Origin of the sequence: Natronobiforma cellulositropha, from assembly GCF_025629245.1 — an archaeon.
Lineage (GTDB): Archaea > Halobacteriota > Halobacteria > Halobacteriales > Natrialbaceae > Natronobiforma > Natronobiforma cellulositropha.
Window position 1 is genome coordinate 100,569 of record NZ_JANZXN010000006.1, and the last position, 21,361, is coordinate 121,929.

A 21,361-nucleotide genomic window follows, 5' to 3' on the forward strand; every position below is an offset into this window, starting at 1 on the left:
CCCCCATAAGAGAGTGTTCAGGCGGTTTCGGACGGTCGGGCGCCACATTTACACGTGACGGGCGACTCTACCACGACAGTTCAATGGCAACCTCCGACCACGCAAGCGACGGCGAGTCCGGCCCGTTCTCGGCTCGCCAGGAGGCGCTCGCCGGGGTGAGCCGACGCGCGCTCGAGGACCAGGACGTCGACCGGGTGCTGTACGAGGCGGCGGCGACGGTCAACGACGAACTGGCGGCGGACTACTGCGGTGTCTTCGAGTGTGTGCCTGCAGTGACGGCGGACGACGACGGGGGCGAGAGAGCGCTGCTCCGTCAGGGTGACGGCTGGCAGCCGAGCGTCGTCGGTGAAGCGAGCGTTCCCGGTGGGAACGACTCGCGCGTCGGACGAGCGGCGCGGGCGGAGACGGCGGTCGTCGAGACCGAGTCGTCGACCGACGGTGGGGACCTGTTCGAGGGCTGTGGCGTCGAGAGCGAACTCAGCGTCGCACTGTCGGTGAACGGCGAGCCGTGGGGCGTTCTCGGCGTCTACACCACCGATACCTGGAGCGCTACCGACGCCGACGTCACCTTCGTCTCGAGTATCGCGAGCGTGCTCGAGGCGGCCCTCGAACGCGACGAACACGAGGGTGCGACAGTCGAGCGCGAAGAGCGCGACCACTGGAAGACGACGCGGACGCTGCAGCGACTGTACGCGATCACGGCCGACACCGCGGCGTCGTTCGAGGAGAAAGTCGACCGCGTACTCGAACTCGGCCGGGAGTACTTCGGCGTGAGCATCGGCTTTCTGGCGGCGGTCGACGAAGGCGAGGGACGCTTCGAGGTCCGACGTGCCAGAAGCGAGAATCCGCAGATTCAGCCGGGTGTCGTCACCCCGCTCGAGGAGACCTACTGCCGAGAGACCCTCGAGTGTGGCGAGCAACTCGCGTTCCACGTGGCCGACGACGCCATCGGCGAGGCTGCCTACGAGCGCTACGGGCTGGACACCTACCTGGGCGGGCCGGTGGTCGTCGATGGGGTGCTGTACGGGACGCTCTGTTTCTGCGACGAGTCACCCCGCGGGAAGGCGTTTTCGCCGAGTGAGCGGACTGTCGCCGAGTTGCTGACCCAGTGGATCGGCGACGAACTCGGCCGCCGCGAACGAGCGCAGGAACTCTCGCGCTACGAGACGATCGTCGAGACGGTCGAAGACGGCATCTACGTCCTCGACGAGGAGGGGCGCTTCGAGACGGTGAACCGGGCGTACGCCGACCTGGTCGGCTACGAGCGCGACGAGTTACTCGGCGCGCCGTGTGCGAACGCCGTCGGTGAAGACGTCGCTCGAGAGGCGGCGGCACGCATCGACGAGATCGTTGCCGGGGAGACGACCGTCGCGACGCTCGAAGCCGAGATCGGACCCGGAGGCGAGGTCGACGCCGAGAGCAAGTTCACCGCGCTCGAGGGCTCGGACGGCGAGTTCGCGGGGTCGGTCGGCGTCGTGCGCGACGTCACCGAACGCAACCGGATGAGCGAGGAGCTTCGAAAGAGCGACGCGCGCTTTCACCAGTTCGGCGCCCACACCGACGACGTGCTGTGGGTGTGCTCACCCGACGGCGACGAGATACACTACGTCAACGCGGCGTACGAGGAGATCTGGGGGCGCAGTTGCGCCTCGCTGTACGCCGAGCCACGGTCGTTCCTCGAGGCGGTCCACGAGGACGACCGCGCGCACATCACGGCGGCGTACGACGGATTAGACGACGGGTCGACCGACGGCTACGACGAGGAGTACCGGGTGGTGCGGCCGGACGGCTCGGTCCGGTGGGTGCGCGACCGGGCCTACCCCATCACCGACGACGGTGGCGCGGTGTCCCGCCTCGTCGGCATCGCCGAGGACGTCACCGAGCGCAAACACCTGCACGGCGAACTCGAGGCGACGTTCGAGCGGATTACGGACGCGTTCTACGCGCTCGACACCGACTGGACGTTCACCTACGCCAACGAGCGGGCGGCGTCGCTGATCGACCCCCGCGGGGAGGGCGTCGTCGGCGAGAACCTCTGGGAGGCGTTTCCGGCGGCGGAGTCCTCACTGGGTGAGGAGTACCGCCGGGCGATGGAGACACAGGAGGCGGCCTCCTTCGAGATGTACTACCCCGAGCCGCTGTCGACCTGGTTCGAGGTGAACGTCTACCCTTCGGAAACCGGTCTCTCGGTCTACTTCAGGGACGTTACCGAGCGCAAGGAGATGGAACACGACCTCCGCCAGAGCGAGGCGACCTTCCGGATGGTCAGCGAGCACCTCCACGAGGTCGTCTGGATGTCGGCGGCCGATCCGACGAACGTCCTCTACATCAACCCCACCTACGAGGAGGTGTGGGGGCGTCGCTGTGCGTCACTGTACGACGACGGACTGGCGTTCCTCGAGGGCATCCACCCCGACGACCGCGAGCGGGTCCGGGAGGCGTACACGGCGCTTCCTGACGAGGAGTACGACCAGGAGTTTCGCGTCGTCAGGCCCGACGGGACGCTGCGCTGGGTCCACGCCCGGGCGGCACCGGTCGAGAACGAAGACGGCGAGGTGTTCAGACTCGTCGGCATCGCGAAAGACGTCACCGAGCGTAAGGTGCGCGAGCAGAAGCTAGCGAAGTACGAGACCATCGTCGAGACGACGACCGACGGCATCTACTCGGTCGACGCCGAGGGGCGGTTCACCATGGTCAACGAGGCGTACGCGCGGCTGACCGGCTACACTCGCGGGGCGTTACTCGGCGCACACGCGTCGCTGGTCGTCGACGACGAGGCTCGCGAACGGGCACGAACCATCGCCGACACCGGCGGGGACACCGTCGTCGAGACGGAGATCGAAACCGCTGCAGGAGCGCAGGTTCCCGTCGAAGGGACCGTCTCTGCGGTTCCCGGGAGAGATCACGGCGAGTACCGACGGATCGGCATCGTCCGCGACGTCAGCGACCGCATGGCCCAGCAACGGGCGCTCGAGGAGAGCGAACGACGGTACCGGACGCTCGTCGAACACTTCCCAAATGGCGCAGTTGGACTGTTCGACGACGAGTTGCGCTACACGGTCGTCGGTGGGAAACTGCTCGCGGAGCTCGAGATCGAACCGGCGGACGTGGTCGGGACGACGGCCGACGAGCACTTCTCCGAGGACGTCGCAGCGGCGATCGAACCCGAGTTTCGCGCGGCACTGGCAGGAGAGTCGAACACCCTCGAGTTCGAGTTCCGAGAGCGCTACCTCCGGGTCCACACCCTGCCGGTCGAAGACGCGAGCGGCGAGGTCTTCGCCGGAATGCTCCTGGTACAGGACGTCACCGAGCGCGAGGAGAACGTACGGAAACTCGAGGCGTCGAACGAGCGCTTAGAGCAGTTCGCCTACGCCGCCAGCCACGACCTCCAGGAGCCGTTGCGGATGGTCTCGAGTTACCTGACGTTGATCGACCACCGCTACGGCGACCGGTTCGACGACGACGGCCGGGAGTTCCTCGCGTTCGCCGTCGACGGGGCCGACCGGATGCGCGAGATGATCGACGGACTACTTACCTACTCACGGATCGAGACACACGGCGACCCGTTCGACACGGTCGACCTCCACGAGGTGTTCGACGACGCGCTCGAGGACCTCCAGGTGAACGTCGCAGAGCGCGACGCGACGGTGACCGCCGACGTGCTGCCGACGGTCACGGGCGACGCTCGCCAGCTTCGTCAACTGTTTCAGAATCTGCTTCACAACGGAATTAAGTACGTCGAGAACGGATCACCACGAATACACGTCTCGGCAGAGGAGAGTGGACACGTGTGGGAACTGTCGGTCAGCGACAACGGCATCGGCATCGACGCGACCGACGCCGAACGCGTCTTCGACGTCTTCCACCGACTCCACAGCACCGAGGCGTACCCCGGGGCAGGGATCGGGCTCGCACTCTGTCAGCGAATCGTCGAGCGCCACGGCGGCGAGATCTGGGTCGACTCGACACCCGGAGACGGCTCGACGTTTCGGTTCACACTGCCGACTGCACACGACACGCCTCAGAACCAATGACCACGACACGAACCCAGACGGCCCAACCGATCGACATCCTCCTCGTCGAGGACAACCCAGGCGACGTCCGCCTCACCGAGGAGGCGTTCAAAGAGGGACGGATCGAGAACAACATCCACGTCGCCAGAGACGGCGTCGAGGCGCTCGCGTTCCTCCGAAAGGAGGGGACGTTCGACGACGCCCCTCGGCCCGACCTCGTCTTGCTCGACCTGAACTTACCGCGGATGAACGGCGACGAGGTGCTCGCGACGCTCAAGGCGGACGACGAACTCAAATCGATCCCGGTCGTCGTCCTGACGAGTTCGAAAGCCGAAGAGGACATCGTCACCTCGTACAAACACCACGCGAACGCCTACCTCACGAAACCGATCGATCCGGCGGCGTTCATCGAGACCGTCCGCTCGTTCGAGGAGTTCTGGTTCTCGGTCGTCCGGCTTCCACCGGTGGAGGACGGACGATGACCGAAGAGCCACCGGCCCACCAGGCAGACGGCGGGAGCGTCGAACTCGCGGAGACGGAGACGGCGGAGACGCTACAGATCCTCCTGATCGAGGACAACCCCGGCGACGCCAGACTCATCGAGGAGATGCTCCGCGACACCAGGGAACTCGCCCAGCGCATCGACCCACGAGGAGCGTCGAGCGGTGGCACCCCGCCGACCGTCCACCGCGAGACGCGCCTGCGCGACGGACTCGAGACGCTCGAGGGAGACGACGTCGACGTCAACGTCGTCTTACTCGACCTGAACCTCCCCGACAGCAGCGGTCTCGAGACCGTCACCACGGTCGTCGAGACCGTCGACGAGACACCCATCGTCGTCCTGACCGGCGTCAGAGACGGTGACTCGGGTATCCAGGCGATCCAGCGCGGCGCACAGGACTACCTCGTCAAAGACGAGGTGACGAGTTCACTGCTGACGCGAACCATCCACCACGCCATCGAGCGCAACCGACAGGAACGCGAACGCACCCGCCGGCGCAAGCAACTCGAGACGCTCAACCGACTCAACCGGATCGGCCAGGACGTCACCCACGCCGTCATCACGACCTCGACGCGCGAAGAACTCGAGCAGGCCGTCTGTGACCGCCTCGTCGCCTCCGACGCCTACCGCTTCGTCTGGATCGGCGAGGTGAGTCGCGGCGGCCAGGAGATCGCCCCCCGGGCGGTCGCCGGCGCAGAAGACGGCTACCTCGAAGAGACGACGATCACCATCGACGACGACGCGACCGGACACGGTCCCGCCGGGCGTGCGATCCACACCAAAGCGGTCCAGGTCATGCAGGACATCGCCGGCGACCCCGCGTTCGAGCCCTGGCGCGAACAGGCGCTCGAGCGGGGCTACCACTCGAGTATGGCGGTGCCGATCGTCTACGAGGAACTGCTCTACGGCGTGATGAACATCTACTCCGCGTCGCCCGCTGCCTTCTCCGAGTCGGAACGCGAGATCTTCGCCCGCCTCGGCGACATCATCGGCCACGCCATCACCGCCCTCGAGCGCAAGGACGCGCTGGTGAGCGACTCGATCCTCCAGCTCGAGTTCCAGATCGACGGCGTCGCCGACGCCCTCCTCGAGGCGACCAGAGCGACCGACGGCAGCGTCATCATCGAGAAACTCATCCGCAAGGACGAGACGCTCCACCTCTACGGGACGGCCACGGACCTCCCGCAGGAAACGTTCCTCGAGAGCGTCGAGGCGCTCGAGGTCGTCGAGGTAACCGACGTGCGCGTCCTCTCAGCCGGCCGGGACGGCTACGACTTCGAACTCGTCACCGCGGAGACGATCCCCCTGTTCGAAGAGATCGCGACCTACGGCGGCCGCGTCCACTCGATGACGTTCGAAGACGGCGAACTCAGACTCTTAGTCGAGGTCTCGCGCGCCAGCGACACCCGTCAGCTGATCGAACACGTCGAAGCCGTCTGTGCGGGCGCGAGTTACGTCGCCCAGCGAACCATCGACCGCACCGACTCGAGCGTCCTCGACCACGCCGTCCTCGAAGGCGACCTCACCGAGAAACAGCGCGCCGCCCTCGAGATGGCCTTCTTCGCGGGCTACTTCGACTGGCCCCGCTCGAGTACGGGCGAAGAGATCGCCGAACGCCTCGGCATCTCGCCGGCGACGTTCACCCAGCACCTCCGGGCGGCCGAACAGAAGTTCTTCCAGAGCGTCTTCAAAGGCTGACCGGAGACTCAGTGCACGAGAGCTAGCGGATCGGTGTCTGAAAATCAGGTTTGCAGAGAACAGCATCGCACAGCAGAGGCGTCTCAGGAGTGGGGTGCCTCTGCGTCGGCGAGCGTCGCGTCGCCACCGTCGCGGCCGGCGACGGCAACGATCACCATCGAGAGACCGGTCGCCAGCAGGCTCACGCCGACGACCAGACCGACGGCCCAGACCGCGTCACCCGGGAACGCAGCCCAGAGCAACGCCGCCAGAACGATCGAGACCGCGCCGCTGGCGGCGATCCAGCCCCGACCTGGCTGGCCCTCGAGTCGGGCCGCCATCCAGAGTTCGGTGATGCCGTCGACCAGCAGGTAGGCGACGAGCAACAGCGTCAGGCTCAGCAGGCCAATCAGCGGGTTCGCGAGGACAACGAGACCGGCGACGATTCCGACGACCGCCAGCGCTAGCTGCCAGACCCGGCCGGTCCAGCCACTGGCAGAGAAGGTGTGGACGCCGTGGACGACGCCGCTGACGACCAGCAACGCGCCGACGACGTAGCTCATCGAGAGTCCCGTCGCGAAGGGGAAGGCGATGGCGAGGATGCCGAGCAGGGCGATGACGCCGCCCGCGAGGGCGAGGGTTCGCCAGCGTCGCTCGAGGGAGAATCCCTCGGTTCCGGAGTCTACTGTTGTACTCATGTGTGTCACCACCCTTACAGAGGTCGTGTGAGGAGATAAACAGGTTTGTGAGGTTCGCGAGTAGGTCCGGAACGCGGACCGGTTCACTGGATTCGGGTGACGGCGGATATCAGCGCTCTTCGACGTGGCGAATCTCACAGGCGATGCCGCGCGTGCTCTCGACCATCTCGCGGCCGAACATCTCCGCGCGGGCGACGCCGAAGGCCTTCGGTCCCTCGACGAGTACCTCGTCGCCGACGCGGATGTCCTCGTCGGCGTCGACGACGCCCGGCGCGAGGACGCTCCCGCGGGGGACGAAGCCGTCGATTTCGACCCGCCTGGTCGGCGCGTCGCTCTCGGCCCACAGGCGCGCCCCCTCGAGCGTCAGCGAGAGGGTGCCGTACTGGGGAACCATCGTCGCGAGCTGGGTGTCGTCGGCGTCGCGAACCTGGAGGCGGGGGTACCGGCTGGTGGTCCGCAGGTCGACGTCGGCGAAGAGGGCGTCACCCGCACCGTCGCCGAGGAGGTAGTCGGCGATGGCGCGGACGGTGTTGTGCTCGCGCTCACGTTTGGGGTAGGCCGGCTCACCGGCGAGTTCCTCGGCGAGCGCGGCGAGCGACGCGTCGTCGGTCGGGTGGGCACCCTCGGCGACGGTGTAGGTGAACTCGAGACCGTCGACCTCGTCTTCGACGCGCTCGACGATCTCGCGGTAGCCCTCGTCGGGGACGTGGGCGATCACCCGCGAGTAGGTGTCGGCGGTGCGCTCGAGGTACCGACGGAGGACGCGGGCGACGAAGTCGACCTCGTCGGCCGACCAGCGGCCGGTGACGACGGTGTCGTAGTGCTGGGCCGGATACGTGGTCTCGAGTTCCTGGGGAACGACGCCGATGGGACTGGTGATCGAGACGACGTGGGCGCGCCAGCGGATGGCGTCGTGGAACTGGCGGTGGCTCTGGGAGTCGCTGTAGGGTTTCTTCGCCGAGCAGGGAACCAGCACGAGCGGGGCGTCGAAGCGGTTGCGGTAGCGGGTCGTGACGCGGTCGGCGTAGCGCTGGATCTCGACCCGGCGGAGGGTGTCCTCGGTCGCCGCGGTGAGCGGCGCATCCCGGAGGATGGGAGTTCGTTCCTCGAGATAGCTCCACTGGCTGTCGAGTTCGCGCATCGCGGCGGTGAGCCACTGGTCGTGGCGGGCCTGGCCCTCGAGATAGTCGCGCAGGCGGCCGTCGCGAATCCGCTGGCGGACGACCGCGAGTTCGGCGGCCAGCGCGTTCCGGTTGTGCTCGGCGCAGGACTCGCGGGTGAATTCCTCGCGGGGGACCTGACAGGCGGGACAGGCACACGGGAGTTCCTCGAGGTCCTCGAGGAAGTACTCGCCCTCGGTCGTGAGGTACTTGCCCTGCGTGCCCTTGATGGTGGCTCTCGAGGCGTCGACGGCGTCGACACCGGCGTAGGCGAGCAGGGCGACGTTGCGCGGCGTGGCGACCCCGGAGAGACAGAGGGCGGTGTCGGCGGGGATCGCCTCGCGGGTGGCGAGGACCGCCTCGACGAACGCGCGGCCGTGGCCGACGGCCGACCCCGCGTCGGCGAGGAGGTAGGCGTCGGTACCCTCGTCTCGAGGGTCTTCACTCGAGAGCACGGCGGCGCTCGGATAGTCGACGTCGGGGGTCGCGACGGCGAACGCCTCGCGGACCTCGGGGGCGGTGCCGCCGGGGAAGCCGCGGTGGGGGAGCACCGTCAGCGCCGCCGGGTCGCCCGCCGGAACCTCGCGCTCGCTCGCCCACAGGCTCCCGGCGTCGACGAGCAGGTCGTCGACGAGCGCGGGTGTGGTGCGCGGCGACTCGAGGCGGAGTTCGCCGAGGCGCGCGGCCCCGTCGCGCGCGTGGACCTCGAAGTAGTCGGTCATACCCACACTCGGACGGGGAGGGCGAAAGAGGCTGTCGATGCGGCGCGCGGACGGGTATACAGTACCACCAGCAACATCCAGCAAATCGTGCTCGAGGCGGAAACCAACAGTGTCGTCAAATGGGAGAAGGGTTTTATGATTGTGAGAATATCGTCCATATACCAACACATTCGTCATGAAACGACGTGAACTCCTCGCTACAGCTAGTGCTGGACTGATCCTTGGGGTGAGTGGCTGCCTCAGTAACCACGTGGATGTGAATTCAGATCGGGACAACGGAGGCAATCAACCGGAGGAGAAACAATTCCCTGAACAGCCGGAGACACTCGATACTGACGATGTGCGTGAATTCGTTGCAGCATACGAAGAGACCCATATTTACAATCATAACAAAAGTCCGTCGTCGGTAATCGAAGTCGACTGCGTCGAAGAGCAATCAGTGGTCAACTATACAACTGAAAAGGAGAAGTACGTGAGTATAATCGATTGTGAGTTTAACGAATTTAGAAGGGAGGGAGGAAATGGAACCGGAACTGGAGCGACCCCTCCTGCACTATATGCAGTCACACGGGAGCGGTCAGTACGGATCGAGCCAAGAATTGAACGATATTCCGACCCGTATATCACCGACGAACAAACGTCGAGAGATGCAACTGGAATCTGGCTCTCTAACTTCAGCCGACAGTCCCACACCGTATCGGTAAAAGTGGTCCATCGAACTGATGGGGACAGCCACATTCTCGAAGAAAAGTACGAGATGGCGTCCGAAAGCGGGTTACACATGATAGACATGATTGGTATGCCTGGAGCGTACGAAATACATGCAGAACTCGAGACCGGGGAAAGTGACGAAGGAATATTCAATCATGCTAACGAACAATACAGTATCTTACCATTTGCAGCAATCACCATCACATCAGGTGGACAGCTTATCGTTGATACCCTCGAATTCGCAGCAGAGGCAGATGATCGATCTCCGGTCGTGAAGTAGTAGCAGTGAATCTGTGAGCACGACTCGACTGCCACATTCCGACTACACGAAGTGCTCTTCGACCCCAAAGAGAAATACCGGGAGCATCGCCGGAGATACAGTCGCGGCTTCGAACAGGCAGGGATCGCTCGAGTGCGCAACGGAAACAGTCGGGGCGGACACTCAGCGCGCGCTACCGGCGCAACTGCCTCGCCTCCTCCTGCGTGACGTAACAGCCACAGGAAGTCTGAATCGTAAACGGACCGGTGGCGGTTACGCCGACGACCACGCTCTCACAGTGGGGACAGCGTGGCGGGTTCCAGTCGTCGCCACCCCAGCGGGCATAGTCGTCGTCGCTCATCGGCCGTCTCCGGGTGTGCGAGGTGGGAGGAGGGCGAGCAGCGGCGCTCGAGTGCGCAGTGAGAGACACACTCGAGTGACAGGGGTGGTGCTCCGAGTGACGGTGTCGTAACTCGAGAAACCGGCGTTTCGCGGGCTGTACGGTGCGTTTGCGAGCCTTTTATGGTCGCGTGGTTGGTAGGGAGTCATGGCTTCGGAACTCAACCTGAGTAGGAAGCCACGTCTCGGGTGGTAGTGACACCCGGGGCACTTTCTTGAGAGCGTGCCCCTAACCGGTGTGCGGCGGGCGCAGCTTCCACGGGCGAGTTTCACGAACAGATACATATAGTTTCTGGAAATGGTCGTCGGTGATGCGGGTAATGGGGTTGGTGACTGACCGACTCGAGGGTGAGAGCCACTCGAGTGTCCAAACAGCAACACATAATGCAACCGACCAATAACGGTCTGACAAGTACCAATGCGACGAGATACGAGGTGGAGCGGGTGAGTTTCGACCGCCGACGGCGGGAGGCGAGCGCGAACGAGAACGACGAAATGGGCCAGCGACGCACTCGAGCGCAGCCACAGACCCAGCGCGGGGCGCGGCCACACCAGTATCTCTCGAGCGTCCTGCGCCCCTCGCCCGAGCAGGCGGCCCAGCTCGACGAATTGATCCAGACGCGCGGGTTCGAGCAGGTCCAACGGTGGGGCGAACGCGGTGAACTGCCCGAAGGCATAAACACGCCGACAGGCGAGCAAGTGCGCGTCGCTCGAGCGCGCAGTCGGGCGGCAGGCGTCGAACTCGACACACCGAGTGCGATGCGCTCGGTGGAGGCACAGGCTGAGAGCGACCTAGCGGGCGAGACCGCGACGCCGGACGTGGTTCGGCGTGTGATCTCGCGACCAGGGAAGCCACTCGAGGGCTCTGTCCGCGAGGAGATGGAGGAACGGATGGGCGACTCGTTCAGTGACGTTCAGCTTCACACCGGTCCCGAGGCCGCAAAAGCCGCGAGCGCGCTCGAGGCACGTGCGTTTACGACCGGGAATCACATGGTGTTCAACCGCGGTGAGTACGACCCCGAGAACGTGGAGGGGAAGTATCTGCTCGCGCACGTCCGCCAGCAAACTGGTGGCCAGATCAGTATGCTCCCACAGAAGGGAAGTTCGCTCGTGATCGATCCCGATCCGGAACTCGAACGCGAAGCCGACGAAGTGGCTAGAAATGCACTGGAACGAGGAGACAAACCGATTATCACCCACTCGGCAGGGATTGGCATCCACGTCCAGCGGGCACCACCGCAGTCGAGGTTCGGCCGTGACGGCACCTGGGAACGGGACCCGAGCGAACTACCCGAGGTCGGCACAGCGCTCGAGATCGTCGAACGAATCGTCGCGACGATCGAAGCACGCGACCTGCTGTCAGGGCGGTCCGCCACACCGGATGGGGTCAGAAAGACGCTTGCGAAGCTACTCGAGAGCGGTGAGGTCGGGGTAGCGCAACTTGAGCAGTTCGAAGCGGACCTCGAGACTCTGCTCAAGGGTGGTGTGAAGGGTGTTGGACACGTTATCAACGACGACATTGCTAACAGTTCGCGGAACAACGTCGTCGGTGCGTTGTACGAATTCCACGTTGCGAGTGGATATGTACAGGGACAAGCGGAGGTGGACGCGATTGGGGAGACGAAGCGAACGGTTCGGTACGACGAACTGAGTGCGGCTCAGATCGACGAAATCGTAGACGAGTTCGCGGCAGCGGCAGTACCGGAGGAAATCGCTGCAGCGGATGGATCCTCGCTCGAAGCGCTTTCTGATGATGTGGTCGACGAGTATATCCGCAAAGCGGCGTTCCTCAGAGGGATTAACTCGAGAGCCGACCTACGGTTACGAATCGAAAGGGCGCTAAATCCGGCACGTGATGGAGCGAATAGCTTGACGAGTGAGTTCGACGTGATGACGACCGACGGATCGTATATCGAAGCAAAGTCCGGAAGGGTACGAGGTGGAGATATTCTGGACAAAGCGATTCGGTTCAAGGCCCACCAACTCAGTGGTGACGTCAGTGCTGAGGGGACCATGACAGTTGTTAGTCCGCAGGAACAAACGTTCATTCAAAAAGATAGGAAACCGAGAAGTGTGACACAGCTTATTGACGCCGTAGGGTTCCTCTCGTGGGACGTATTTGGAGGAGAACAATGACCGACGATCGGTTGTATATCGAGTACATCTATCGAGGTGGTACGGACAGTGAGTTGAGTGAGCAACATCGGAAAGCGATCGAATCGACAGAGCGGTACGAGTACGTAGGAGCAGGCATCCTGTCTACACAGTACGTCGGAGACGTCACAATAGAGCCATACATCGATGTACACGACCGGTGGTCGTTCGTACATGGTGGATCGCTTAGTCATACCACGCCCGATGGAGAACAGTGGGATCTGACCGACTGTCCGCTCATCGCGTATCGGTTCGACGAAAATAGGTTCCTGATCGGAGGGGACACTCATCCCTGGAGCGACAACGAACACGAACCGTTAGAAGCAGTTATCGATCTCGTTAAGCTCGGATACACTGCGACGGGTGACCGGCCTGTTGTGGTCTACGCAGAGACACCAGATATGCCACATATCGGCCACCCACCGTGTACTGCCCGATCTCTGGCAGATTGGAGACTAACTCATCTGTGCTGGCTAACGATTTTCACGCCGAATCTGGTCGACACGTATGGCCGTGAGACGTTGCTCTCCGCACCTGCCTGGCACGTCGAAGAACTCGAGGACGGGGCAATTCTCCTCGTCTGTCACGACGACCCAACCTGGGAGACGTCCCTCCAGCCGGTCGCAGACCACATCGGCCTTCCGACGCCCGAAGATGTATACCGGAACAAACGCCGCTAGAGATTCGGCCAATGGTCCCGAACAGGCCCGCATCGCTCGAGTGCGCTACCGGCGCAACTGCCTCGCCTCCTCCTGGGTGACGTAACAGCCACAGGAAGTCTGGATGGTGAACGGTCCCGTGGCGGTCATACCGACCACCACACTCTCACAGTGGGGACAGCGCGGCGGGTTCCAGTCGTCGCCACCCCAGCGGGCATAGTCGTCCTCGGTCATCGGCCGTCTCCGGGTGTGCGAGGTGGGAGGAGGGCGAGTCGCGGCGCTCGAGCGAGCAGTGAGAGACACACTCGAGTGACGGGGGTGGTGCTCCGAGTGAGGGTGTCGTAACTCGAGAAACCGGCGTTTCGCGGGCTGTACGGTGCGTTTGCGAGTGTTTTAAGTTCGCGTGGTTGGTAGGGAGTCATGGCTTCAGTACTCTCGCGAGTTGGAAGCCACGTCTCGGGTGGTGCAACACCCGGGACATTTCCCATGTCCGCTCGTTCTGGATGACGCGGCTTCCGTGAGCGTGTTGTATACTGGTTGACTTATAGGTATTGGTTATTGTCTCGAGCGCTGGCCACTCGAGCCGCCACCGGTGCTCGGTGTCCGAAAATGGCTCAGACCGGCGTTTCGACGCCGCTGATCTCGAAGCGTGCGCCGCCGGAGTCGCTCTCGGTCACCTCGATTTCCCAGCCGTGGGCGTCGACGATCTGTGAGACGATGGCGAGACCGAAGCCGGTGCCCTCGCTCGAGGTCGTGTAGCCCGACTCGAGGACGCGTTCGCGTTTGTCCTCGGGGATGCCGGGACCGTCGTCCTCGAGTGCGAAGCCGAAGCCGTTCTCGAGCGGTTCGACGGTGACGGTAACGGTCTCGCCGGCGTGTTCGACGGCGTTCTCGCGAGCGTGCGAGCGAGGGCTCGTGGAACCGTGTTCCACGGCGTTGCGAAGCAGGTTCTCGAGGAGCTGGCAGAGGCGTCCCTGGTCGGCGAGAAAGTGCGTGTCGTCGGCGATTTGGAGCGTCGCGTCGGCGGTCGAGACCTGTTCCCAGGCCGCCTCGACGGTGGCGCGCAGCGAGACGGGTTCGGGTTCGAGGACGGAGTTACCCTGGCGGGCGAGGGTGAGGACGTCCTCGATCAGGTGTTCCATCCGCTCGAGCGACTCCTCGACGTCGCCGAGTGCAGAGAGGTCGTCGGTCTCGGTGGCGAGCTGGACGTAGCCGCGGGCGACGTTCAGCGGGTTTCTGAGGTCGTGGGCGACGACGCTCGCGAACTCCTCGAGTCGCTGGCGCTGGCGTTCGATCTCCTGCTCGTGGCGTTTCTTCGCGGTGATGTCGGTGGTGGCACCGACGAGACCGCGGACCTCGCCGTCGGGACCGCGCCAGGGCACCTTCGAGGTGAGCGTCCAGCGGATCTCGTTGACCGGCGTCCGGTACTGCTCGACCTTCTCTAAGACCGGCGTCTCCGTCTCGATGACGCGGCGGTCGTCGGCGTAGGACTCCTCGGCGAGGTTCGGCAGGTAGATGTCGAAGTCGGTCAGGCCGACGAGGTCGTCCGGTTCCGAGAGGGTCGTCCCGTCCGGGGTCTCGAGCGGCGGCGTCACCTGTTCCCTGCTCGCGCGCAGGTGCCGGCCCTCGGTGTCTTTGGCGTACAGCGAGAGCGGCAGGCCCGCCAGCATCGAGTTCAGCATCGACGACTCGTCGCGGAGCGTCTCGAGTTCGGCCGGGCCGGGTGTCGGGTGGACGAAACAGGCGACCGTCCCGTCGTCGAGTTCGACGAACGTGTGTTCTCGCTCGAGGGCCGTCCCGTCGTTCGTCATCGTGAGCGGGCCGTGCCAGCGCTCGGCGTCGCCGGAGACGACGGCGAGCGGAGCGGACGGGAGTGGGCCGTAGACGGTCTCGAGTGACGTTCCACGGAGGGCCGTCGGGTCGCGGCCGACGAGCGCGGCGAACGCGGTGGAGACCTCGCGGAACACGCCGCTGTCGTCGACGGTCGCGGTGGCGTCGGTCGTCGTGTCGGCGAGCGCGCGCGTCGTCCGCTCGAACCGCTCGGCGCGAGCGGTCGCGAGCGTCGCCTCGAGTCGGGCGGTGAGGAGGGCGAGCGCGCTCTCGCTCGCGGCGTCGACGTGGGCGGTGATGGCGTCGTGATCGACGGGCTTCTCGGAGAAGTGGACGACCGGAAGCGAGGGGTGCTCGCGGGCGAGCGTCGAGAGCAGCGCGCGTTCGCCCGACGCGTCGACGAGGACGACACAGTCGGGCCGTGCGTCACTCAGTTCGGTTCGGGCCGCCGGAGCAGACACCGTGACGAGGTCGAACGGACTCGCACCGTCGCCCGCGTGCTCGAGGTGCGAAGCGAGCCGTGCTCTGCGCTCGCCGGAGGGACCGACGAGCAGGACCCTGGATCGACCTCGCGCGCGACCGGGTGGGGGCGGCTGCATAGTTGGCAGTACTCGACATGCATTCGAGAGGTGATCATATGAAAGGTGCGGCCCCGACATCGAACCGAGACTGGTGCCGGTGTGAGCGGACGTGTCTCAGGCGCGCTCGAGGAATGCCGCCCGTGCGGAGGTGTGGCCGCGGTTGAACGAGAGAATCTTGACGCGAACCGCGTCGGTGAGCGCGACGTCGTCGGGGACGTCCTCGACGAAGACGACGAAGCCCTCGACGCGGCCGACGGCGCGGCGCGCCCCCGAGTGGTGGTCGGTGAACTCCTCGATGCCGAAGGTGCAGACGTCGCCGACGTCGACCGGTGGCTCGCGCGCCTGCGCCTCGTGGTGGCGCTCGAGCGATTCGCGCGCCTGGGCGGAGCGCCCGCCGCTGCGGACCCGGCGGACGAGCCACGTAACCGCGATGACGATCAGAACGATTCCGAGAACGAGCGAGCCCGTCTGAAGCATACGAGAGCGAGGGCGGCAGGACCTCTTTGCAGTTCTGGTCGCCGGTCACTCGGTGGCCGGGCTGGAATCGGTGTCAGTCACTCGGCCGTCAGGTCGAGCAGTGAGACCGCGTCGGGGACCAGCTCGAGCGCCTCCCGATGCCAGCCGCGATGACCCAGCGTGACCGTCGCGTCGGGATTGGCTTCGACGAGGCGGGCGATACCGCGGGCGGCGGCCTCGAGTGCGGCGCGGTCGGGTTCGCCGGGCAGCTGGGCGGAGAGCGGGTAGGTCTTCGAGAGCGCGCGCGGGAACGGTCCGAACGGCGGGAGGACCCGCCAGGAGGTGTCGTAGGCGTCGTCGCTCGAGGAGGCGCCCTCGGTGAGGAACACGGAGTCGGGGAGCGAGAGGCGTTCGAGGCGGCGGTGGTGGCGCAGCACTTCGGGGCGGGCGGCGCTCTCGTGGGAGGTGTAGAAGAACGCGCCCTTCGAGACGGGGTCGGCGCGCTCGAGCTGGGCGGCGTGAGAGAGCAGCGCGCGGTAGCCCTCGAGCATGGCGGGGTGTGAGCGCGCGCGCTGGTCGACGAGTTCGAGGAGGGTGCCGGTGCGGATTGCCTGTTTGATGCGGCGAATCTCGGCGAAGGAGACGTGGAGGTTGTGGGCGGCGAGGGTCGCCTCGCGGCGGTCGTCGGGGAGCGCGCGGAGGTCGTCCGGGGTGTGCTCGAGACAGACCGGACAGGAGCAAGGGAGGTACTCGAGGTCGGTGAGGTGGCGGGTGCCGCTGACGGTGAGGTAGCGGTCGTCGCGGGCGTAGAGGGCGTAGGCGGCCGAGTCGAACAGGTCACAGCCCATGGCGACGGCGAGGGCGAACATCATGGGGTGGCCAGCGCCGAAGAGGTGGACGGGTGCGTCTTCGGGGAGACCGCGTTTGGCGGCGGCGACGGCGTCGATGGTGTCGGCGTAGCGGTAGTCGTTGAGCAGCGGGACGACCGCGCCGACGGGGAAGACGTCGAGACCGCTCGAGGCGGCGTGCCCACCGGCGCGCTCGCGGAGGTCGGGATAGGTCGATCCCTGGATGGGGGCGTTGACGAGCATCTCGCCGGTGTCGACGGTGGCGGCGAGTTCGAGGCGCTCCTGGGTGGTCTCGAGTTCGTCGGTGGCGCGTTCGCGGGAGACGTCGGGCGGGGTGGGGATGTCGACGGGGGTGCCGATGTCGGAGCCGATGTCGCGCTGGAAGGCGAGGATCTCTTCGGTGGTGACCGAAATTTCGCCGTAGGCGGCGAGCTGGAACGAGCCGGAGTCGGTGGCGATGACGCCGGGAAAGTCGAGCAGATCGTGGAGCCCCTCGGTGAGCGCGCGTTCGCGGAGGCCGTCGGTTTTCGAGATGATGTAGGAGTTGGTGATGAGGATCTCCGCACCGAACTCGTCGGCGAGGCGACGTGGGGAGATCGTCACCACGTTCGGGTTGATCACCGGCATGAGTGCAGGTGTCTCGACGGTGCGGTCGGCACTCGGGACGGACAGGTTCCCGATCCGACCACAGACATCGGTGTCGCGGAGTTCGAAGGTGGCGCCCATTGGGAGGTCGTTCGCGAGCGCGCCGGTAAACGTTCCGTTCTCTTCGTCACGCGTCGATGGATTCATCAGTGGCGGCACGCGCAAGGGTGGAGAGGATACCTGTGCGTACACCCCCGGAAACCCCCAGTGGAGTGAACGCTCTCCAGGGGAGAAATGTGAAAGACGGATTAGTGACCGTTGCGGGCGTTCTAACTGGGTTTTTCTTCGAGACAACGCTGTAACAGTCTCCTCGTTTTAGCCCCGATTTCGGTGTACTCCTGGACGCATGGTTTCACGACCACACACAATCGGTGTCGTTGTAGTCGCCGTACTCGTTGCCCTCTCGGGGCCCGCGATGGCCGGGGCAGCGGCGACCGACGACGCCGGAGACATGAGCAGTGTAACGTTCGAGAACGTCCAGGTCGGCACACTCGACCTGGATACCGTCACCGTCGAGAACGCCACGATCGAGGAACTCACGGTAGAGAACCTCGATATCGAGGACGAGGCTGAACTCGAAGAAGAACTCGACGCTGACGACGACGAGAACGAGACGGACGACAACGGCGTCGATGACAACGACGAGAACGATGTCGGCGTCGACGATGACGACAACGGCGTCGACGACAACGACGAGAACGATGTCGACGAAGAGATGGACGAACTCACCATCTCCGACGTCCACCTCGAGTCGCTCGCACTCGAAGGCGTCTCCATAGACGACCTCGAATTCGACGAAGACGAGAACGACGTCGGCGTCGACGACGATGACGAAAATGACGTCGGTGTCGACGACGAGAACGACCACGACGACAACGACGAAAACGACGTCGATGAGAACGACCTCGACGACAACGACGAGAACGACGTCGGCGTCGACGACGAGGACGAACACGACGACGCGGACGTGATCGACGAAGACGCAGACGAGATCACGATCGAGGACCTCACCATCGAGGAGATGAACGTCGAGCAGATGACCATCGAGGAGCTGAACGTCGAAGATGACGACGGCGTCCTCGAGGGCATCGGTGACTGGTTCGACGGTCTGTTCAACGGCGACGACGAGGCCGAGGACAACGAAACTGACGAGAACGGTGTCGACGACAACGACGAGAACGGTGTCGACGATAACGACGAGAACGACGTTGGCGTCGATGACGACGAGAACGATGTCGACGAGGACGAGAACGACGAGCACGAAACGCAAGAGATCGACGAACTCACCATCGAGACGTTCGACATCGACGAGGTCACCGTCGAATCGATGACGGTCGAGTCACTCGAGGAAGACGACGAGAACGATGTCGCCGCTGACGACGAAGACGAGAACGACGTCGATGACAACGGTGTCGACGACAACGACGAGAACGACGTCGGCGTCGACGACGAAGATGAGAACGACGAGAACGACGTCGGCGACGGCGAGACCATCGAGTACGTCTCCGCGAGCCAGATGACGATCGAAGACGCGACCGTGGGGACGCTGACGATCGGTGACGCCGAGGAACTCGAGGAGGAACTCGACGAGGATGACGAGATGGACGACGACGAGATGGACGAAGACGAGATGGACGACGACGAGGAGAACGACACTGACGACGGACAGCCAGTGATCGGCCTGCTCGGCTGAAGCGGTAACCGAAGTCGGAGCGACCGAACACGGCCCAGAACGTGATCTCTGGGCCGCCCCACTTCTTCCTGAACTTACTCGCCGAAGAGCCGGTAGTACGAGACGCCGAGGACGGTTCGACCGTCACGGATCTCGCCGGTCTCGAGTCGCTCGAGCAGCGCTTCGAGCGTCGTCGTCGTCACGGCGATGCTCTCGTTGTGATCGAGGTCGCGTTCGCCCGTGGGGCGACAGCCGTGTGCGACGAAGAAGTGCATCACGCTGTCGCTGACGCCGTTGGCGGGTTCGACGGTGGTGAGTGCCTCGAGCGTCTCGGCTTCGTAGCCGGTCTCCTCCTCGAGTTCGCGTCTCGCGGCGGTCTCGAGGTCGGCGTCGTCGGCTTCGGTGCTGCCGACGGGGAGACCGTAGCTGACGCGTCCGACTGCCTGTCGCCACTCCTCGATGCAGACGACCTCGTCGTCGGGGGTGAACGGCAAGATGGCGACGCTCTCGGGTTCCGAGAGGTAGTCGAAGTCGGTCTCCGATCCGTCGGGCAGGCGAACGGATTCGTTAACGATCTCGAAGCCCGGACACGTGTAGGCTACCCGGCGCTCGAGCGTCTCCCAGGAGAGGTGATCTGGCGGCATACCGGCCGCTACGGAGGTCTGGGTGAAAAACACCGCGTTCGGAACGCTGGACGGGCGAGGTGTGCGGGCGAGACCTGTCGCCGGCAGTTACCGTGTGCTACGACCTACCTTCTCACAGCGGCCGTGACGTACCTGCTGAATAACAAAGCCACGAACGGGTGAAGGTCGAGACTCAGAGGGTGATCTATGGACCAACTTACCGGATTCCAACGCGACCTCCTGTACGTCATCGCCGGAATGGACCGCCCATCCGGCCAGGAGATCCTCGACGACATCAACGCCTACATCGACCAGCCAGTGACCCACGGTCGGCTGTATCCGAACCTCGACGCACTCGTCGAGAAGGAACTCGTCGAGAAAGGCCAGCTCGACCGCCGGACGAACTACTACGCGCTCACCCCGAAGGGACGGCGCGAACTCGAGAACCGCCAGCAGTGGGTGAATCGACACGTCAACGTCTGAGCGGGCGCCTAACGCCTCCGAGACGGCCGAGCAAACGCCGCGACCACACCGCCGACGGGCGCTCGAGTCGGCGTGACTGGGCGCTGTTCGCGACCTAGCCGCACTGCTCACGGACTGACTTTTCGAGGGTGATGGACCGACTCGAGCGACGGCGCTCGGGTAGGTGACGGGTGGAAAACGAGCGCGAGAGCGTCAGCGCCGCGTGTACGAGGCGAGCGGGGTGGCCGGTGGCGAGGTGTCGGTCTCGTCGACGAACGGCAGTGCGTCGAGTGCGCCCGCGTCGGTGCTCTCGACGATCGCCTGGCCCCGATCACAGCCGTCTCGAGCGTGTTCGTACGCCTCCTCGAGTTCGGCCGCGTCGGCGAGCGGGCGCAGCGTGATCTCGGTTCCCGATGGAGCGAGACGCACGAGGAGGTACGCCTGTGGGTACGAACTGCTCGCGGGAGCGACGACCTGCCTGAGACCACCCGCTCGCCAGCAGGCGGGCCAGTGGACGTGTCCCGAGAGGACCAGCGAGACGCCACCTTCGCGCAGCACCTCGAGCACCGCCTCGGCGTTCTGGAGGCGGTAGTGCTCGCGGTAGCCGAAGGCGTCGGGAAACACCGAGGCGGGTGCGAGCGGGTGGTGGAAGACGACGACCGGCGTGGCCGCGTCGGCGAGCGTGTCCTCGAGCCAGGATAGCTGGTCGTCGGTGATGACGCCGCCGTGGCCCGCCGCGAGGATCGGGCTACTGGCGCTGTCGAGACCGATCAGGTCGACCTCGCCGGCGCTGACGCGGTAGGGAAGCCGACCGGGCGTGTAGCGAGCCTCGAAGCGCTCGAGCGCTGGCGTGTCGTGCTCGTCGAAGTGCTTCGGCACGTCGTGGTTGCCGGGGACGGCGACGAACGGAACCTCGGCGCGCTCGAGGAGTTCGTCGACGTGTGCGAACTCGTCGGGGTGGCCGTCTTTGGTGAGGTCGCCCGTGCAGACGACGGCGTCGACACCGAGTCCGGCCGCGTCGGTGAGGACACGCTGGAACCGGTCGGCCGTCCGGTGGTAGACCTTCGTCGAACCGCGTGCGGTCGGGGAGACGTGCGGGTCTGCACAGACGGCCAGGAGCGTCTCCGACTCGGTCGTCGGAGCGGCGAATCGGGCGAGCGGGTGTGTCGGGTCGGAGGTCGTGGGCGGAGACATCGGTCTCACTCGCCCCTTCGGCGGCGAGAGCTATGAAGATAGTGCCATTAATATATAGAAGAGGAGGTTGCTATATATTGTCATCGGGAGGACTCG

At 64.9% G+C, this 21,361-nt stretch carries 17 protein-coding genes; 8 read left to right on the plus strand and 9 right to left on the minus strand.

What is annotated here, in order from left to right; genetic code table 11:
- Positions 1–83: 83 nt before the first annotated feature.
- From N0B15_RS03280 to N0B15_RS03290, 3 genes are read left to right on the plus strand one after another with little or no spacing between them, the layout of a single operon-like run.
- Complete coding sequence (locus N0B15_RS03280) at positions 84–4,034, plus strand: PAS domain S-box protein (protein WP_263017998.1); 3,951 nt, start codon at positions 84–86, stop codon at positions 4,032–4,034.
- A complete protein-coding gene (locus N0B15_RS03285) occupies positions 4,031–4,495 on the plus strand; it encodes a response regulator (RefSeq protein ID WP_263018000.1) in 465 nt (154 codons plus the stop codon). The genes N0B15_RS03280 and N0B15_RS03285 overlap by 4 nt, the downstream gene beginning before the upstream one ends.
- Positions 4,492–6,213, plus strand: coding sequence for a bacterio-opsin activator domain-containing protein (locus tag N0B15_RS03290; protein WP_263018002.1), 1,722 nt, complete (start codon positions 4,492–4,494; stop codon positions 6,211–6,213). The genes N0B15_RS03285 and N0B15_RS03290 overlap by 4 nt, the downstream gene beginning before the upstream one ends.
- Positions 6,214–6,296: 83 nt before the next feature.
- Here N0B15_RS03290 and N0B15_RS03295 read toward each other — a convergent pair whose 3' ends face one another.
- Positions 6,297–6,890, minus strand: a complete 594-nt coding sequence (locus N0B15_RS03295) for an HdeD family acid-resistance protein (RefSeq protein WP_263018004.1) — start codon at positions 6,888–6,890, stop codon at positions 6,297–6,299.
- Between the two features lie 109 nt (positions 6,891–6,999).
- The gene (gene arcS, locus N0B15_RS03300; protein WP_263018005.1) at positions 7,000–8,772 is read right to left on the minus strand and encodes an archaeosine synthase subunit alpha; all 1,773 of its coding nucleotides are present in this window, start codon (positions 8,770–8,772) and stop codon (positions 7,000–7,002) included.
- A 175-nt stretch (positions 8,773–8,947) separates the two neighbouring features.
- On the opposite strand from arcS, the gene N0B15_RS03305 reads away from it, so the two are divergent.
- Positions 8,948–9,763: a hypothetical protein gene (locus tag N0B15_RS03305; RefSeq protein WP_263018006.1), complete on the plus strand. Its 816-nt coding sequence runs from the start codon at positions 8,948–8,950 to the stop codon at positions 9,761–9,763.
- A 172-nt stretch (positions 9,764–9,935) separates the two neighbouring features.
- Here the strand turns inward: N0B15_RS03305 and N0B15_RS03310 are convergent, their stop codons facing one another.
- The gene (locus N0B15_RS03310; RefSeq protein ID WP_263018007.1) at positions 9,936–10,103 is read right to left on the minus strand and encodes a hypothetical protein; all 168 of its coding nucleotides are present in this window, start codon (positions 10,101–10,103) and stop codon (positions 9,936–9,938) included.
- Positions 10,104–10,900: 797 nt separating this feature from the next.
- Here N0B15_RS03310 and N0B15_RS03315 point away from each other — a divergent pair.
- Together N0B15_RS03315 and N0B15_RS03320 are read left to right on the plus strand one after the other, a co-directional pair.
- Complete coding sequence (locus N0B15_RS03315; RefSeq protein WP_263018009.1) at positions 10,901–12,277, plus strand: eCIS core domain-containing protein; 1,377 nt, start codon at positions 10,901–10,903, stop codon at positions 12,275–12,277.
- Complete coding sequence (locus N0B15_RS03320) at positions 12,274–12,975, plus strand: hypothetical protein (RefSeq protein ID WP_263018010.1); 702 nt, start codon at positions 12,274–12,276, stop codon at positions 12,973–12,975. The genes N0B15_RS03315 and N0B15_RS03320 overlap by 4 nt, the downstream gene beginning before the upstream one ends.
- Before the next feature lie 45 nt (positions 12,976–13,020).
- Here the strand turns inward: N0B15_RS03320 and N0B15_RS03325 are convergent, their stop codons facing one another.
- The 4 genes from N0B15_RS03325 to tgtA all read right to left on the minus strand — a co-directional run bounded on the left by N0B15_RS03325 (position 13,021) and on the right by tgtA (position 17,395).
- Complete coding sequence (locus N0B15_RS03325; RefSeq protein ID WP_263018011.1) at positions 13,021–13,188, minus strand: hypothetical protein; 168 nt, start codon at positions 13,186–13,188, stop codon at positions 13,021–13,023.
- 380 nt (positions 13,189–13,568) lie between these two features.
- The gene (locus N0B15_RS03330) at positions 13,569–15,383 is read right to left on the minus strand and encodes a PAS domain-containing sensor histidine kinase (RefSeq protein ID WP_263018013.1); all 1,815 of its coding nucleotides are present in this window, start codon (positions 15,381–15,383) and stop codon (positions 13,569–13,571) included.
- Positions 15,384–15,479: 96 nt separating this feature from the next.
- Positions 15,480–15,842 carry a TRAM domain-containing protein gene (locus N0B15_RS03335; RefSeq protein WP_263018015.1) on the minus strand — a complete coding sequence of 121 codons (363 nt, stop codon included), beginning with the start codon at positions 15,840–15,842 and terminating at the stop codon, positions 15,480–15,482.
- Between the two features lie 77 nt (positions 15,843–15,919).
- Positions 15,920–17,395, minus strand: coding sequence for a tRNA guanosine(15) transglycosylase TgtA (tgtA, locus tag N0B15_RS03340; RefSeq protein ID WP_263018093.1), 1,476 nt, complete (start codon positions 17,393–17,395; stop codon positions 15,920–15,922).
- Positions 17,396–17,660: 265 nt separating this feature from the next.
- Here tgtA and N0B15_RS03345 point away from each other — a divergent pair, with 265 nt between their 5' ends.
- Positions 17,661–19,007: a hypothetical protein gene (locus N0B15_RS03345; protein WP_263018017.1), complete on the plus strand. Its 1,347-nt coding sequence runs from the start codon at positions 17,661–17,663 to the stop codon at positions 19,005–19,007.
- A gap of 74 nt (positions 19,008–19,081) precedes the next feature.
- Here the strand turns inward: N0B15_RS03345 and N0B15_RS03350 are convergent, their stop codons facing one another.
- Positions 19,082–19,630 (minus strand): NUDIX hydrolase, encoded by a 549-nt coding sequence (locus N0B15_RS03350; RefSeq protein ID WP_263018018.1) that lies wholly within the window; start codon positions 19,628–19,630, stop codon positions 19,082–19,084.
- A 186-nt stretch (positions 19,631–19,816) separates the two neighbouring features.
- Between N0B15_RS03350 and N0B15_RS03355 the strand changes: the two genes are divergently transcribed.
- Positions 19,817–20,092, plus strand: coding sequence for a PadR family transcriptional regulator (locus tag N0B15_RS03355; protein WP_263018019.1), 276 nt, complete (start codon positions 19,817–19,819; stop codon positions 20,090–20,092).
- Positions 20,093–20,284: 192 nt separating this feature from the next.
- Here the strand turns inward: N0B15_RS03355 and N0B15_RS03360 are convergent, their stop codons facing one another.
- The gene (locus N0B15_RS03360; protein WP_263018021.1) at positions 20,285–21,265 is read right to left on the minus strand and encodes a metallophosphoesterase family protein; all 981 of its coding nucleotides are present in this window, start codon (positions 21,263–21,265) and stop codon (positions 20,285–20,287) included.
- Between the last annotated feature and the right edge of the window lie 96 nt (positions 21,266–21,361).